At 61.8% G+C, this 14023-nt stretch carries 14 protein-coding genes; 13 read left to right on the top strand and 1 reads right to left on the bottom strand.

Annotated features, from left to right (window positions below):
• Positions 1 to 18: 18 nt before the first annotated feature.
• A complete protein-coding gene (gene fusA / locus CHY22_RS03730; RefSeq protein ID WP_022094183.1) occupies positions 19 to 2118 on the top strand; it encodes an elongation factor G in 2100 nt (699 codons plus the stop codon).
• A gap of 60 nt (positions 2119 to 2178) precedes the next feature.
• Positions 2179 to 2487, top strand: a complete 309-nt coding sequence (gene rpsJ / locus CHY22_RS03725) for a 30S ribosomal protein S10 (RefSeq protein ID WP_022094184.1) — start codon at positions 2179 to 2181, stop codon at positions 2485 to 2487.
• Positions 2488 to 2603: 116 nt separating this feature from the next.
• Here the strand turns inward: rpsJ and CHY22_RS03720 are convergent, their stop codons facing one another.
• Complete coding sequence (locus tag CHY22_RS03720; protein WP_158551149.1) at positions 2604 to 3380, bottom strand: biotin--[acetyl-CoA-carboxylase] ligase; 777 nt, start codon at positions 3378 to 3380, stop codon at positions 2604 to 2606.
• 176 nt (positions 3381 to 3556) lie between these two features.
• On the opposite strand from CHY22_RS03720, the gene CHY22_RS03715 reads away from it, so the two are divergent.
• The 11 genes from CHY22_RS03715 to CHY22_RS03665 are packed head-to-tail and all read left to right on the top strand — an operon-like array spanning position 3557 to position 13986.
• Positions 3557 to 4516, top strand: a complete 960-nt coding sequence (locus CHY22_RS03715) for a beta-ketoacyl-ACP synthase III (RefSeq protein WP_089572493.1) — start codon at positions 3557 to 3559, stop codon at positions 4514 to 4516.
• A gap of 52 nt (positions 4517 to 4568) precedes the next feature.
• A complete protein-coding gene (locus CHY22_RS03710; RefSeq protein ID WP_006235019.1) occupies positions 4569 to 4805 on the top strand; it encodes an acyl carrier protein in 237 nt (78 codons plus the stop codon).
• A gap of 2 nt (positions 4806 to 4807) precedes the next feature.
• The gene (fabK, locus tag CHY22_RS03705; RefSeq protein WP_089572492.1) at positions 4808 to 5752 is read left to right on the top strand and encodes an enoyl-[acyl-carrier-protein] reductase FabK; all 945 of its coding nucleotides are present in this window, start codon (positions 4808 to 4810) and stop codon (positions 5750 to 5752) included.
• Positions 5740 to 6666, top strand: coding sequence for an ACP S-malonyltransferase (locus CHY22_RS03700; protein ID WP_089572491.1), 927 nt, complete (start codon positions 5740 to 5742; stop codon positions 6664 to 6666). Before fabK ends, CHY22_RS03700 begins: the two co-directional genes overlap by 13 nt.
• A gap of 30 nt (positions 6667 to 6696) precedes the next feature.
• A complete protein-coding gene (gene fabG / locus CHY22_RS03695; RefSeq protein ID WP_089572490.1) occupies positions 6697 to 7470 on the top strand; it encodes a 3-oxoacyl-[acyl-carrier-protein] reductase in 774 nt (257 codons plus the stop codon).
• A gap of 39 nt (positions 7471 to 7509) precedes the next feature.
• Positions 7510 to 8757, top strand: a complete 1248-nt coding sequence (gene fabF / locus CHY22_RS03690; RefSeq protein ID WP_089572489.1) for a beta-ketoacyl-ACP synthase II — start codon at positions 7510 to 7512, stop codon at positions 8755 to 8757.
• A gap of 3 nt (positions 8758 to 8760) precedes the next feature.
• Complete coding sequence (gene accB / locus CHY22_RS03685) at positions 8761 to 9234, top strand: acetyl-CoA carboxylase biotin carboxyl carrier protein (protein WP_089572488.1); 474 nt, start codon at positions 8761 to 8763, stop codon at positions 9232 to 9234.
• A gap of 9 nt (positions 9235 to 9243) precedes the next feature.
• The gene (gene fabZ / locus CHY22_RS03680) at positions 9244 to 9666 is read left to right on the top strand and encodes a 3-hydroxyacyl-ACP dehydratase FabZ (protein WP_089572487.1); all 423 of its coding nucleotides are present in this window, start codon (positions 9244 to 9246) and stop codon (positions 9664 to 9666) included.
• 10 nt (positions 9667 to 9676) lie between these two features.
• Positions 9677 to 11020 (top strand): acetyl-CoA carboxylase biotin carboxylase subunit, encoded by a 1344-nt coding sequence (locus CHY22_RS03675; RefSeq protein WP_089572486.1) that lies wholly within the window; start codon positions 9677 to 9679, stop codon positions 11018 to 11020.
• Positions 11007 to 12731, top strand: coding sequence for an acetyl-CoA carboxylase, carboxyltransferase subunit beta (gene accD / locus CHY22_RS03670; protein WP_089572485.1), 1725 nt, complete (start codon positions 11007 to 11009; stop codon positions 12729 to 12731). Before CHY22_RS03675 ends, accD begins: the two co-directional genes overlap by 14 nt.
• A gap of 40 nt (positions 12732 to 12771) precedes the next feature.
• The gene (locus CHY22_RS03665) at positions 12772 to 13986 is read left to right on the top strand and encodes a PTS fructose transporter subunit IIB (RefSeq protein WP_143759208.1); all 1215 of its coding nucleotides are present in this window, start codon (positions 12772 to 12774) and stop codon (positions 13984 to 13986) included.
• The last annotated feature ends 37 nt before the right edge of the window (positions 13987 to 14023 follow it).

Below are 14023 nucleotides of genomic sequence, written 5' to 3'. Positions count from 1 at the left end.
TTAAGGTAAGGAACTAACATGGCTAAGCCTAAGTACAAGCTTTCCGATACCCGTAACATCGGCATCATGGCTCACATCGATGCCGGTAAGACCACCACGACCGAGCGTATTCTTTACTACACCGGTAAGACCCACAAGATCGGTGAGGTCCATGAGGGCGCTGCCACCATGGACTGGATGGTTCAGGAGCAGGAGCGCGGCGTAACCATTACCTCCGCTGCTACCACGTGCTTCTGGAACAAGGACGGTAAGGACTACCGCATCCAGATCATCGACACCCCGGGCCACGTTGACTTCACCGCCGAGGTCGAGCGCTGCCTGCGCGTCCTCGATGGCGCTGTCGCCGTCTTCGACGCCGTTGCCGGCGTTCAGCCCCAGTCTGAGACCGTTTGGCGTCAGGCTTCTACCTTCAACGTCCCCCGCATCGCCTTCATCAACAAGTATGACCGCGTGGGCGCTGACTTCTTCAACGCTATCGAGACCATGAAGGATCGTCTCGACGCCAACGCCGTGGCCGCTCAGGTCCCGATGGGCGCCGAGGACAACTTCTGGGGCGTCATCGACCTGGTCACCATGACCGCATGGGACTTCAAGGCCGACGAGAAGGGTATGACCTACCCCGAGCCGATGGACGAGATCCCGGCTGAGTTTGCCGACATCGCTGCCACCAAGCGCGAGGAGCTCCTTGACGCTGCTGCCAGCTTTGACGACGAGCTCATGGAGAAGATCCTCATGGAGGAGGACTTCACCGTCGAGGAGCTCAAGGCTGCTCTGCGCAAGGGCGTTCTGGCCAACGAGCTCAACCTCGTCTTCGTGGGTTCCGCCTACAAGAACAAGGGCGTTCAGGAGCTGCTCGACGCTGTCGTCGACTACCTGCCCAGCCCGCTTGACGTCGAGGCCGTCACCGGTACCGATCCGGACACCGGCGAGGAGATCCAGCGTCATCCTTCCTTCGACGAGCCCTTCTCCGGCCTGGTCTTCAAGATCATGACCGACCCGTTCGTCGGTAAGCTCACCTACGTCCGCGTTTACTCCGGCCGCGCCGAGTCTGGCTCCTACGTTGTCAACGCTTCCAACGGTCAGCGCGAGCGCCTCGGCCGCATCCTCGAGATGAACGCCGCCGAGCGTATCGACCGTGACGACGCTGCCGCCGGCGACATCGTCGCTTGCGTCGGCTTCAAGAACTCCACCACTGGTGACACCCTGTGCGCCGAGGGCAAGGAGATCGTCCTCGAGAAGATCGAGTTCGCTAAGCCCGTTATCGACGTTGCCATCGAGCCCAAGACCAAGGCCGAGCAGGACAAGATGTCCCTGGCTCTGACCAAGCTCGCCGAGGAGGACCCGACCTTCCAGGTGTCCACTAACCACGAGACCGGTCAGACCATCATCGCCGGCATGGGCGAGCTGCACCTCGAGATCATCGTCGACCGTCTGCTCCGCGAGTTCAAGGTTGACGCTAACGTCGGTAAGCCCCAGGTTGCCTACCGCGAGACCGCTGGTCACGACGTCGAGAAGGCTGAGGGCAAGTTCGTCCGTCAGTCCGGCGGTCGCGGTCAGTACGGCCACGCCGTCATCAAGCTCGAGAAGATGGAGGAGGGCTTCGGCTACGAGTTCGTCAACGCTATCGTCGGCGGCGTCGTGCCCAAGGAGTACATCCCGTCCATCGACAAGGGCATCCAGGAGGCCCTGAACACCGGTGTTATCGCCGGCTTCCCGGTCCTCGACGTTAAGGTCACCCTGTTCGACGGTTCTTACCACGAGGTCGACTCCTCCGAGGCCGCCTTCAAGATCGCCGGTTCCATGGCTATCAAGGACGCTCTCAAGAAGTCCGATCCGCAGCTGCTCGAGCCGATCATGGCTGTCGAGGTCGAGACCCCCGAGCAGTACATGGGCGACGTTATGGGCAACCTCTCCGGTCGCCGCGGCAAGATCGAGGGCATGGAGGATCGCAAGAACAGCAAGCTCATCCGTGCCAAGGTGCCGCTGGGCGAGATGTTCGGTTACGCTACCGACCTTCGCTCCCAGACCCAGGGCCGTGCATCCTACACGATGCAGTTCGACTCTTATGAGCCCGCGCCCAAGTCCATCGTGGACGAGGTCATGAGCAAGAACGCCTAAGTTCGAGCTCCCTGTTACGTAATCCGCGAGAACATCTCTCGCACTCTTTGGAGGTTTAAGTTGGCTACCCAGAAGATCCGCATTCGCCTCAAGGGCTATGATCACGAGGTCGTCGATCAGTCCGCGAAGCTCATCGTCGAGACCGCTCAGAAGACCGGTGCTCGCGTTTCCGGTCCTGTCCCCCTGCCCACCGAGCGCAACCTGTACACGGTTATCCGCTCGCCGCACGTGAACAAGGACTCCCGTGAGCAGTTCGAGATGCGCACCCACAAGCGCCTTATCGACATCCTCGACCCCACCTCGGGCACCGTTGATTCGCTCATGCGTCTCGACCTCCCCGCTGGCGTCGACATCGACATCAAGCTCTAAGCGATATTCCTCATAGCTTAAAGGGCCCCGCTGCCATTACGGTAGCGGGGCCCTTTTGTTTTGCATGATGGGTTTGGATCGCCGGGTAAGGCTGCCGAGCGGCTGGCTGTGGCGACCTACTCACTCAAGGGGCGCAATGACGCTTCCTCAAAATGGAAGGATCGCAAGCCGTCTTCTGTTTCGATGCACGCACGACCAAAGCCATCGACGGTTTTAAAGATGCCTCGCGCCAGCTCGTCACCGGCAGGGGAGCGGGCGATAACGTGCTTTCCAATCCAATTGAGGTGAGCGACATATTCGCCGTGGACGGGCGCGAGCGGTCCGGCGTTTTCTTCCATGGCGTTGAGCAGATCTGCCCACGCGTCTACAGCGTTTACGACGGTGTGATAGACCTCATCGAGGAGCATATCGACGGCGGGAACGTTCTCGTTGAGGTCCGAGAGACCGATTGCCGGCAGGCCACCATCGGGCACCTCCGCGGGCACATAGTTCACGTTGACGCCGATGCCACAGACCGCAAAGGGGTTGCCTTCGTTATCGCGTGCGGCTTCGACCAGAATGCCGCCGAGCTTGCGTCCTCGCGCGACCAGGTCGTTGGGCCATTTGAGGCCAATCTCGTTTGCAAGACCCTGCTTTTCGAGCGCCTCGAGTACCGCTAGGCCGCTGACGGCGGCAAGGCCAGAGTACTTGGCGGGATCAACACGAGGACGTAGGGCAATCGAGAGTAACAGATTGCCGGCGGTTGAATCCCACTTGTGGCCGCGTCGGCCGCGTCCTGCTGTCTGAGTCCGGGCGGCAAGTCCTGTGCCGTGCGGCGCTCCCTGTTTTCCTGCTTCGAGCAGGTCATCGTTGGTCGATCCGGTTACGTCGACTATCGTTAATTGGGCATCCATAGCGGCTGCTACCTCCCTAATGAATAAGTGAATGACGCAATGGTGTCGATAGATAGACACAATGTGAAGCCTTTGTCGCATTTGGACAATTTAATGTTAACACGTCAACAAGGTGAAGAATGCGCTATCCTCTCTTGGTCGATGTAAACACGTCAACAACTTAAAGGAGGTTAGTGATGGGTTTCACGATTCTTGGAACAGGCTCGGCGCTTCCCAAGCGCAGTGTTTCTAATGACGAGCTGTCCGAGTTCCTCGATACCTCGGATGAGTGGATTTTTACCCGCACAGGCATCAAGAGCCGTCATGTGTGCACCACCGAGTCGCTCGACGACCTTGCCGTGGCAGCGAGCGAGCAAGCGCTCCAGACGTCCGAAATCGATGCGAGCCAGCTGGATCTTATCGTCTGTTCGACGACGACGGGCGATCATCTCGTTCCTGCCGAAGCGTGCGCCATTGCTGAGCGCCTGGGTGCCACATGTCCTGCTTTCGACGTTTCGGCGGCCTGTGCCGGCTTCGTATTTGCGCTCGATGTCGCCGAGGGCTATATCACCCGCGGTCGTGCCGAGCGTGTGTTGGTCATTGCTGCCGAGCAGATGACGCGCGCGCTCGACTGGACCGACCGCGCCACCTGTGTGCTCTTTGGCGATGGGGCAGGCGCCGCGGTGATTGAGGCTGGGGGAGACAGCCCCCTTGCCGTTGAGCTTTCGACGGCGCCCGACGTCGAGACGCTGTGCGTTCCCGGTCTGGTCGGCACCTCGCCGTTTAAGGCCTCCGCAGATAGCGAGAGCGTGCTGTCCATGAATGGCCGCCGCGTGTTCAAGTTCGGCGTCAACGCCATCTGCGACACGGTCCATAAGCTTGCGAGCGATGCGGGCATTTCGGTCGAGGGCATCGACCATTTTGTATTCCATCAGGCTAACGAACGAATCCTGAGTCAGGCGGTCAAGCGCCTCGGCGTGCCAGGCGAGCGCGTGGTTCGAACGCTGCGCGAGACCGGCAACATTTCGAGCGCCTGCATTCCCTTTGCGCTTGACCGGCTGGCACGCACCGACGCACTGAATGCGGGCGATACCATCGCCCTCGTTGGATTTGGCGCCGGTCTGGATATAGGTGGCTATCTACTTCGTTGGAAGTAGTCGCACATAGGAAATAAAAACGCCCCTAGGGCACAAACAAAGGAGAACTACCATGGCAGATCAGAAGACCTTCGAGCGCGTTTGCGATGTTATCCGCGAGACCGCCGGTCTTGACGACGTCGAGATGAAGCCCGAGTCCACGCTCGAGGAGATTGGTCTCGACAGTCTGGGCACCGTCGAGATCCTCGTCGCCGTTGAGGACGAGTTTGGCATCCAGCTCGATACCGAGGAGAACCCCAAGACGGTCGGCGAGTTCGCCGATACGGTCGAGGCGGCATTGGAGAAGTAGAGATGCTCAAGACTCCTCTCTGCGATCTGCTCGGCATCGAAAAGCCCGTGTTCCAGGGCGGTATGGCCTGGATCGCCGACGCCTCGCTGGCGTCCGCAGTGTCCGAGGCGGGCGGCTTAGGGATTATCGCGGCCATGAACGCCGACGCCAACTGGCTGCGCGACCAGATTCATGAGCTGCGCGCCAGGACGGATAAGCCCTTTGGCGTCAACGTCATGCTCATGAGCCCGTTTGCCGACGAGGTCGCGCGGGTCGTGATTGACGAGCGGGTGCCGGTCGTCGTGACGGGTGCCGGCAATCCCACCAAGTACATGAAGGCGTGGAACGAGGCGGGCATCAAGGTCATCCCGGTCGTTGCCTCGGTGGCGCTGGCGCGCCTCGTGGCGCGTCGTGGAGCCACTGCCGTGGTTGCCGAGGGTACCGAATCAGGCGGCCATATTGGCGAGACCTCGACGATGGCACTGGTGCCGCAGGTTGTCGATGCGGTCGATATTCCCGTGGTTGCGGCTGGCGGTATCGCCGATGGCCGCGGCGTGGCGGCCGCCTTTATGCTGGGCGCCGCCGGCGTGCAGGTGGGTACGCGCTTTCTGATCGCAGATGAGTGCACCGTATCGGAGCAGTACAAGGAGATGGTCCTGAAGGCCAACGACACCTCGACGCGTGCGACCGGCCGCTCGACGGGACACCCGGTGCGTGCCCTCAAGAGCCCCTTCACCAACGCCTACGCCAAGAGCGAGGCGGCGGGCGTAAGCGTCGAGGAGCTCGGGGCCATGGGCACGGGCGCCCTTCGCAAGGCCGCCAAGGACGGCGATTACGAAGAGGGCTCGTTTTTGTGTGGACAGATTGCCGGCATGGTCAACGAGCGCCAAAGTGCACGTGAAATCGTTGACGACCTGGTCGATGGCGCCGAGCACGTCCTGAAGGGTGCGTGCGCATGGGTGGCGTAGCGTTTCTGTTTGCCGGCCAGGGCGCCCAGCACCCCGCGATGGGCGTCGACCTGATCGAGGCATCGCCGGCCGCCGCCGAGGTGCTCGCCATTGCCGACGAGGTGCGCCCGGGGACCAGTGAGCAGTGCCGAAGCGCCTCCAAGGAGGAACTCTCGCAGACCGAGAACACGCAGCCGTGCGTGTTCGTTCACGATCTGGCAGCGGCTGCCGCCCTGCGTGAGCGCGGCGTGGTACCTGCCGCCTGTGCGGGTTTTTCGCTTGGCGAGGTCGCCGCGCTCACCTTTGCGGGGGCGTTCGATACGCGAGCGGGCTTTGAGCTCGTGTGCGAGCGCGCGGCGCTGATGGCCGCGGCTGCCGAGCGCCATCCGGGCGGCATGCGCGCCGTCATCAAGCTCGATGCGGCGCAAGTCGAGAACCTGGCAAAACAGGCCGGCGAGGACTGCTGGCCGGTCAACTACAACAGTCCGCAGCAGACGGTTGTTGCCGGAGCGCCCGAGGCGCTGCAGGAGCTCGACGTCCTAGTAAAAGAGGCTGGCGGCCGCGCTATGAAAGTCGCGGTGTCGGGCGCATTTCATAGCCCCTATATGGCCGAGGCGACTGAGGGGCTGGCGACGTATATCCAAGCCGGCCACGCGCCGTCACCGCTGCTGATTCCGGTCATGGCAAACATGACGGCGGCGCCCTATCCGGCGGACCCGCGAGCGGCATCGGATGTCTTGGCCAATCAGGTGAGTCATGCCGTTCGCTGGGTCGACACGCTGCATGCTCTGCAGAATCAGGGCATCGACACGTTTATTGAGGTCGGCCCTGGCAAAACGCTGTCGGGCCTGGCCAAGCGTACGCTGAGCGACGTTCGCGTGTATTCGTGCGAAACGGCCGAGCAGGTCGCAGCTATTGCCGACGAGCTCGCATAGTCCACAGGGCTGTAACCCGAAAGGAATGACATGGGCAACTTGAACAACGGCGCGCTCGAGCGCAACGACTCACGTCGCGTGGCACTGGTCACGGGCGGCTCGCGGGGTATCGGCCGCGCCTGCGCTGTCGGTCTGGCGGAGGACGGCTTTGATATCGCCGTCGTCTATGCCGGCAGCGTCGATGCGGCGCGCAAGACGTGCGAAGCCTGTGAGGCGGTTGGCGCCACGGCACGCGCATATCAATGCGACGTGGCCGATCCCGCTGCTGTCAACGCGTGCGTGGAAGCGGTCCTCAACGACTTTGGTTCCATTTGGGCGCTCGTCAACAACGCCGGCATCACCCGCGATGGCCTGCTCATGCGCATGGGCGATGACGCATTCGATCGCGTGCTCGATGTCAATCTCAAGGGAACATTCAACATGACGCGCGCGCTCACCAAGACCTTTATGCGCCAGCGCGGCGGTTGCGTCGTCAACATGAGCTCGGTCGTGGGCCTGATGGGCAATGCCGGGCAAGCCAACTACGCTGCTTCCAAGGCGGGCGTGATAGGGCTTACCAAGGCGGTGGCGCGCGAGCTTGCGCCTCGTGGCGTACGAGCGAACGCGGTCGCCCCCGGGTTTGTCGAGACAGATATGACGGCAAAGCTCTCGGAGAAGGTGCGTACGGCAACCGAGGAACAGATTCCCCTTAAGCGCATGGCACGTCCCGAGGAAGTGGCCGGCGTGGTGCGCTTTTTAGCGAGCGATGCGGCTGCTTACATTACGGGCGAGGTCGTGCGCGTCGACGGCGGAATGGCGATGTAGAAACCAAGGCCGAAGAACGGCTTGGATGAGGAGACCATGATGGAACAGAGAGTTGCAATCACCGGCATCGGTGCCGTATCGCCGCTCGGCAACACCGCACTTGCCACCTGGGCGGCCATGTGCGCCGGGACCTGTGGCATCGGCCCGATCACGCACTTCGATACCGATGCGTTTACCGTCAAGGTGGCGGCCGAAGTCAAGGGCTTTGACGGCAACGAGTACTTTGGCAAGCGTGACGCCAAGCATCTCGACCCCTGCGTTCAGTTTGCGATGGCGGCTTCGGACGAGGCAATGCACGATGCGGGCTTTGATGTCGAAGGCGCCATCGATCGTGAGCGTCTGGGCGTCTACGTGGGCTCGGGCGTGGGCGGCATGACGACGCTCGTCGACAACGTCCACACGATCGCCGATCGTGGACCTCGCCGCGCATCGCCCTATATGATTGCGATGATGATCCCCAACATGGCTTCGGGCAATATCGCGATCCGCCACAAGGCAAAGGGACCGACCCTGCCAGTCGTGACTGCTTGCGCGACCTCGGCCCATGCGGTGGGCGAGGCGTTCCGCGCCATCAAGCACGGCTATGCCGACGCGATCCTCGCGGGCGGCGCCGAGGCGGCCATTATCCCCGATGCCGTTGCAGGCTTTACGTCCTGCCGCGCATTGACCACCAACCCCGATCCTGCGACGGCTTGCCGCCCGTTCGATGCAGACCGCGACGGCTTTGTGATGGGCGAGGGCGCTTGCGTGCTGGTACTCGAGAGCATGGAACATGCGCAGGCACGCGGTGCGCACATTTATGCCGAGGTCGTGGGCTACGGCAACACCGATGATGCTTATCACATCACGAGTCCCGATCCCGAGGCTGCCGGCATTGCCCGCGCGATATCGCTGGCGGTGGCCGAGGGCGACGTCAAGCCTTCCGAGGGCCTCTACATCAATGCCCACGGCACCTCGACCAAGCTTAATGATTCGTCCGAGACGGCGGGCATTAAGCGAGCGCTCGGCGAGGACGCGGCGCGCGCCGCACATGTCTCGTCGACCAAGTCGATGACCGGGCACATGATCGGTGCCACGGGGGCCATTGAGGTCATGGCCTGCGCCATGGCACTCGAGCAGGGCGTGGTGCCGCCGACCATTAACTACCACACGCCCGATCCCGCCTGCGATCTTGATTACACGCCCAATCGCGCGGTTCGCGCCGACCTTACCTGGGCGCTTTCGACCAACCTGGGCTTTGGCGGGCACAACGCCGCCATCGCGCTGCGTAGATATACGAGGAGCTAGAGCATGGATTCCAAAAGACTTGCCGAGATAGCCGATGTGATGGAGGACCGCGGCCTTACGCGCGTACGTGTTGAGGAGCCCGATGGCACCGCGGTCGAACTCGAGCGTGCGAGTGTGGCGCAGCCGGTTGCCGTGCCCATGCCTATGCCGAGCGCCATGGCCGCTCAAGTTGCAGCTCCCACAGTCGCGCCTGCCGCACCGGAACCCGCCACGCAGACACCTGCCGCCGCGCCGGAGCCCAAGGGCACCGAGGTGACTGCTCCCATGGTGGGCGTCTTCTATGCTGCCCCTGCGCCGGGCGACGAGCCGTTTGTGCGCGTGGGCTCCAAGGTCAAGGCCGGCGAGACCCTCTGCATCATCGAGGCCATGAAGGTTCTCAACGAGGTGACGGCCGAGGCAGACGGTGAGGTGCTCGAGATCTGCGTGGCCGACGGCGACCTCGTGGAGTTTGACAGCTGCCTCATGAGGATCGGATAGGTGATATCCATGAACAAAGAAGAGCTCAAGAAGCTGTTACCGCATCGCGAGCCGATGCTTTTGCTCGACGAAGCCGAGCTGGTGGGCGACGAGGCCCACGGCAAGATCACGATTACGGGCGACGAGTACTTTTTGCAGGGACATTTTCCGGGAAACCCGGTCGTTCCCGGCGTGATTCAGTGCGAGATGCTCGCCCAGAACTGCTGCGTGCTGCTGATGGGCGATGAGGAGGCGCGCGGCGCGACGCCGTTCTACACGAGTCTGGACGAGGTGCGCTTTAAGCGTCCGGTGCGCCCGGGCGACACGGTGGATCTAGTGTGCTCCATCACGCGTGCGCGCGGGCCGTTCCGCTTTGCGACGGGTACTGCGAGCGTCAACGGTGAGGTTTGCTGCCGCGCCGATATGTCTTTTGCACTCATGCACGAAAGTTAAGGAAGGCTCCATGTTCGACAAAGTGCTCATCGCCAACCGCGGCGAAGTCGCGGTCCGTGTTATCCGCGCGTGCCGCGATATGGGCATCAAGACCGTCGCCGTTTATTCCACGGCCGATGCGGACGCGCTACACGTGCAGCTTGCCGACGAGGCGTATTGCATCGGCGGCCCGCGTCTTGCCGAGAGCTACCTCAACGACGATGCCGTGCTCACCTGTGCCGTAAAGTCGGGAGCTAAGGCAATTCATCCCGGCTATGGCTTCTTTTCCGAGAAGGCGAGCTTCGTGCGCGACTGCGACAAGTTCGGTCTGGCGTTTGTCGGTCCTTCGGCCGAGGTGATCGACAGCATGGGCGACAAGGACGCCGCACGCCGAACGGCCGCCGCCGCGGGCGTGCCCATCGTGCCGGGCTGCGATTTGCTCAAAAGCCCCGAGGAGGCGACGGCCGAGGCCGAGCGCATCGGCTGTCCCGTGCTCATCAAGGCGCGTGCCGGCGGTGGCGGTCGCGGTATTCGCAAGGTCGAGCGCGTGGAAGACGCGGCAAAGGCGTTCATCGAGGCGCGTGCCGAGGGCGAGGCCGTTTTTGGCGACGGCGAGTGCTACATGGAGAAGTTCGTCGCGCCGGCGCATCACGTTGAGGTACAGATTATGGCCGATAAGCAGGGCCATGTGTTTTCGCTCGGTGAGCGCGAGTGCTCGGTGCAGCGCCGCAACCAAAAGCTGATCGAGGAGAGCCCCGCGCCGTGCCTCGACGGACGCGACGATATTCGTGCCCGTATGCACAAGGCGGCGCGCGACTTGGCTCGTGCCGTCGGTTATGAGGGCGCTGGCACCATCGAGTTTTTGTACTCAGATGACGGCAATTTCTACTTTATGGAAATGAACACGCGCTTGCAGGTGGAGCATCCGGTTACGGAGTTTGTGACCGATACCGACCTGGTTAAGTGGCAGCTGCGCGTGGCTGCCGGCCAGCCTCTGCCCTTTGAGCAGGAGGACCTACCGGTCCGCAACCACGCCATGGAGTGCCGCATCAATGCCGAAACGCCGGACTTTCTACCGTCATGTGGAACGGTCACCGCGTTGCGTGTGCCGGGTGGTCCGCGCGTGCGCTGGGATTCCGCCATGTTTACCGGAGCGAAAGTTCCGCCGTACTACGACTCCATGCTCGGCAAGCTCATCGTGTGCGCGCCCACGCGTGACGGTGCCATTCGCAAGATGCGCTCGGCCCTGGGCGAGCTCGTGATTGAGGGCGTGAGCGAAAATAGCGAGCTTCAGCTCGACGTGCTGGCAAACGACGAGTTTTTGTCGGGCATGTATCACACCGATCTGATGGGGCATCTCTATGCTGATGAATAGAAAAGCGAAGACGGTCAATGTCCTTGAGGGGCCGATAACCGAGTCGTGCGCCGAGTTCCCCGCGCGCCACGTGTTTGTCAAATGCCCGGAGTGCCGCCGTGTGATTGATGAGGCGCGCCTGCACGACAACCTCGAGGTCTGCCCTCGTTGCGGCAAACACTTTCGCGTGAGCGGTCGCGCGCGCATGCGCATGACGGTCGACGCGGGTACCTTTGAGGAATGGGATGCCAATCTGGCGTCGAAGGACTTCCTCTCGTTTCCCGGTTATGCCGACAAGCTTAAGAGCGTGAGCGAGCGTTCGGGCGAGCGCGATGCCGTTGTGTGCGGCAGGGGCAAAATCTGCGGCTGCGATACCGCGCTCTTCTTTATGGATGCCAACTTTATGATGGGCTCAATGGGCTCCGTGGTGGGCGAGAAGATCTGTCGTGTCTTTGAGCGCGCGGCCGAGTTGGGGCTGCCGGTCGTTGGCTTTACCGTATCGGGCGGCGCCCGCATGCAGGAGGGCGTGACCTCACTCATGCAGATGGCCAAGATTTCTGCGGCGGTTAGGCGCCACAGCGAGGCGGGCGGCCTGTATATCACGGTGCTCACCGATCCCACGACCGGAGGTGTAACCGCGAGCTTTGCCATGGAGGGCGACATTATCCTGGCCGAGCCCGATGCCCTGACGGCATTTGCCGGCCCGCGCGTGATCGAGCAGAACATGCACAAGCGTCTGCCCAAGGGATTCCAGCGTTCCGAGTTTTTGCTGGAGCACGGCTTTTGCGATGCCGTTGTTCCGCGTGGTGAGATTGCGCTCACGGTAGGCGAGCTGCTGGCGCTGCACGAAGGGCACGCGCCCGGCCTGGGGGCACCGCATGAGATCGTGCATACGGGTCGTCGCGACAAAAAGCTGGGACACTTGTTTAAGCGCTCGGCCGCACCAAAAAGCGCGCTCGAAATCGTCAAACAGACTCGCTCGGCGAACCGCGCCACGGCAGGCGAGATGATCTCGTTGGGTCTCGACGGATTCGTAGAGCTGCACGGCGACCGCTACTTTGGCGACGATGCTGCCGTGGTGGGCGGCATCGGCTGGAAAGACGGGCGACCCGTGACGGTTATCGCCATCGAGCGCGGTACCACGACCAAAGAGCGCATGCGTCGCAACTTTGGTATGGCACATCCCGAGGGCTACCGCAAGGCACGTCGCCTGATGCACCAAGCCGAGAAATTTGGTCGGCCGGTTCTGTGCCTGGTTGATACTTCGGGCGCGTTTTGCGGCATCGGTGCCGAGGAGCGCGGCCAGGGCGAGGCGATTGCCCAGAATCTCATGGAGATGAGCGGCCTTAAGACGCCGATTGTCTCGGTGGTGACAGGCGAGGGCGGCTCTGGTGGCGCGCTGGCGCTGTCCGTGGCCGACCGCATCCTGATGCTCTCGAGCTCGGCCTATTCGGTCGTGAGCCCCGAGGCCTGTGCGTCGATCCTGTGGAAGGATACCGAGCGCGCGAATGAGGCCGCTGAGGCGCTTAAGCTCACGGCCCCCGATCTGTTGGCGCTCGGCATCATCGACGGCATTGTTGACGATAGGGGCCTGTCGCATGAGGAGATTGCCGGTGTCGTCATGTCCTCGGCATTTGATGCCTTCGATACGCTTGGGCAGCTCGACGACGCGACCCTCACAAACCTCCGCTACGAAAAGTACCGCGCAATCGGTCAGTACCGCACGATGTGACAAAGGGACAGTCCGCATGTCACATTGGGAAAGGCGTTCCATGTCACAAGTTTCTAACACCTCGTTTACAACGACGGTTTCATCAAACGCCATGGCCGTGGTGGACTATCTGTCCAAAAGCATGATGTCGGCGTTGCCGTTTATTGTCTGCGCGGCGCTGTTCCGCACCGTTGCCGCCATTATGGGCGAAGGCATGCTTGGTCTATGGCCTGCCGATTCCGAAATCTATCGCCTGTTTTACAGCTGGCTGTATAACGCTGGCTATTACTTTTTGCCCATCTATCTTGGTTGGGCCGCTGCCCGCCAGCTCGGTTGCTCGGAGCAGCTGGGCATGATGCTGGGCGGCGTATTGATTGTGCCCGATCTGCTTAAGCTCGTTGATGCCGCATCGACGACGGGGGCATCGATGACTTTCGTGTATGGTCTACTTCCCGCGCCGGTCAACGATTACACGACGACTGTTATTCCGGTTCTCATCTCGGTGCCCGTGCTATGGCAGGTGGAGCGTTTCTTTAAGCGCACTATCCCTCAGGCTGTGGCGTTTTCTTTTGTACCGTTTGCAACCATGCTTGTCATGGTTCCGGTGTCGCTGTGTGTTACGGCGCCGGCAGGCAGCTATCTGGGCATGCTGTTGGGACAGCTTATGTTTATGCTTGGCAATTCCGGTGGCATCGTGTCGCTGCTCACGCTCATGGGGCTTGCCGCGGGCTGGGAGTTTCTTAAGATCGCGGGTGTCAGCAACGTTGTCCTATCGCTCGCCTATGCGCAGTTTATGAGTGTGGGAACGGATTCGTGCATCCTGATCGCCGCGACGATGGCAACGTTCGCCGTTTGGGGTATGCCCTTTGGCGCGTCGCTCCGCGTTGCGGATAAGGACGAGAAGGCGCTCATGCTGGGCTATTCAATCTCGGGTATTCTTGGCGGCGTAAGCGAGCCAGCGCTGTACGGATGCGGCTTTAAATATGGCAGGTGTCTGACGTGCATGGCCGTTGGCGGCGCCGTCGGAGGACTTGTTGCGGCCGTAGGCCACGTTACGGCTTATACCATCGGTATGACGAATGTTCTTATGGTCATTGGCTTTGCCACGGGCGGCATCTCGAATCTGCTGTGGTGCTGCGCTGCCGGCGGCGCAGCATTTGCGGTGTCTGCGGCGCTGAGCTGCTGTTTTGGCGTGGTGCCGACAAAGGTGCAGGCGGCAGAAGGCGAAGCTGATTCGCCCGAAACAGTGGCGAGCGCTGCTGAAGCAAGCGCATAAATCTGTGCGACAAAGGGACGGTCCCGCATGTCGCATT

This window comes from Collinsella sp. TF06-26 (assembly GCF_002232035.1).
In the GTDB taxonomy this organism is placed as follows: domain Bacteria; phylum Actinomycetota; class Coriobacteriia; order Coriobacteriales; family Coriobacteriaceae; genus Collinsella.
Note: the sequence above shows the minus strand (reverse complement) of the source record. Positions and strands in the feature narration are given on the sequence as shown.

Coding starts and splice junctions, on each gene's coding strand:
- CHY22_RS03675 (WP_089572486.1), top strand. CDS start 9,677: ATGTTCGACAAAGTGCTCATCGCCAACCGCGGCGAAGTCGCGGTCCGT.
- fabK (WP_089572492.1), top strand. CDS start 4,808: ATGCTCAAGACTCCTCTCTGCGATCTGCTCGGCATCGAAAAGCCCGTG.
- CHY22_RS03720 (WP_158551149.1), bottom strand. CDS start 3,380: ATGGATGCCCAATTAACGATAGTCGACGTAACCGGATCGACCAACGAT.
- accD (WP_089572485.1), top strand. CDS start 11,007: ATGCTGATGAATAGAAAAGCGAAGACGGTCAATGTCCTTGAGGGGCCG.
- CHY22_RS03700 (WP_089572491.1), top strand. CDS start 5,740: ATGGGTGGCGTAGCGTTTCTGTTTGCCGGCCAGGGCGCCCAGCACCCC.
- CHY22_RS03665 (WP_143759208.1), top strand. CDS start 12,772: ATGTCACAAGTTTCTAACACCTCGTTTACAACGACGGTTTCATCAAAC.
- fabF (WP_089572489.1), top strand. CDS start 7,510: ATGGAACAGAGAGTTGCAATCACCGGCATCGGTGCCGTATCGCCGCTC.
- CHY22_RS03715 (WP_089572493.1), top strand. CDS start 3,557: ATGGGTTTCACGATTCTTGGAACAGGCTCGGCGCTTCCCAAGCGCAGT.
- CHY22_RS03710 (WP_006235019.1), top strand. CDS start 4,569: ATGGCAGATCAGAAGACCTTCGAGCGCGTTTGCGATGTTATCCGCGAG.
- fusA (WP_022094183.1), top strand. CDS start 19: ATGGCTAAGCCTAAGTACAAGCTTTCCGATACCCGTAACATCGGCATC.
- fabZ (WP_089572487.1), top strand. CDS start 9,244: ATGAACAAAGAAGAGCTCAAGAAGCTGTTACCGCATCGCGAGCCGATG.
- accB (WP_089572488.1), top strand. CDS start 8,761: ATGGATTCCAAAAGACTTGCCGAGATAGCCGATGTGATGGAGGACCGC.
- fabG (WP_089572490.1), top strand. CDS start 6,697: ATGGGCAACTTGAACAACGGCGCGCTCGAGCGCAACGACTCACGTCGC.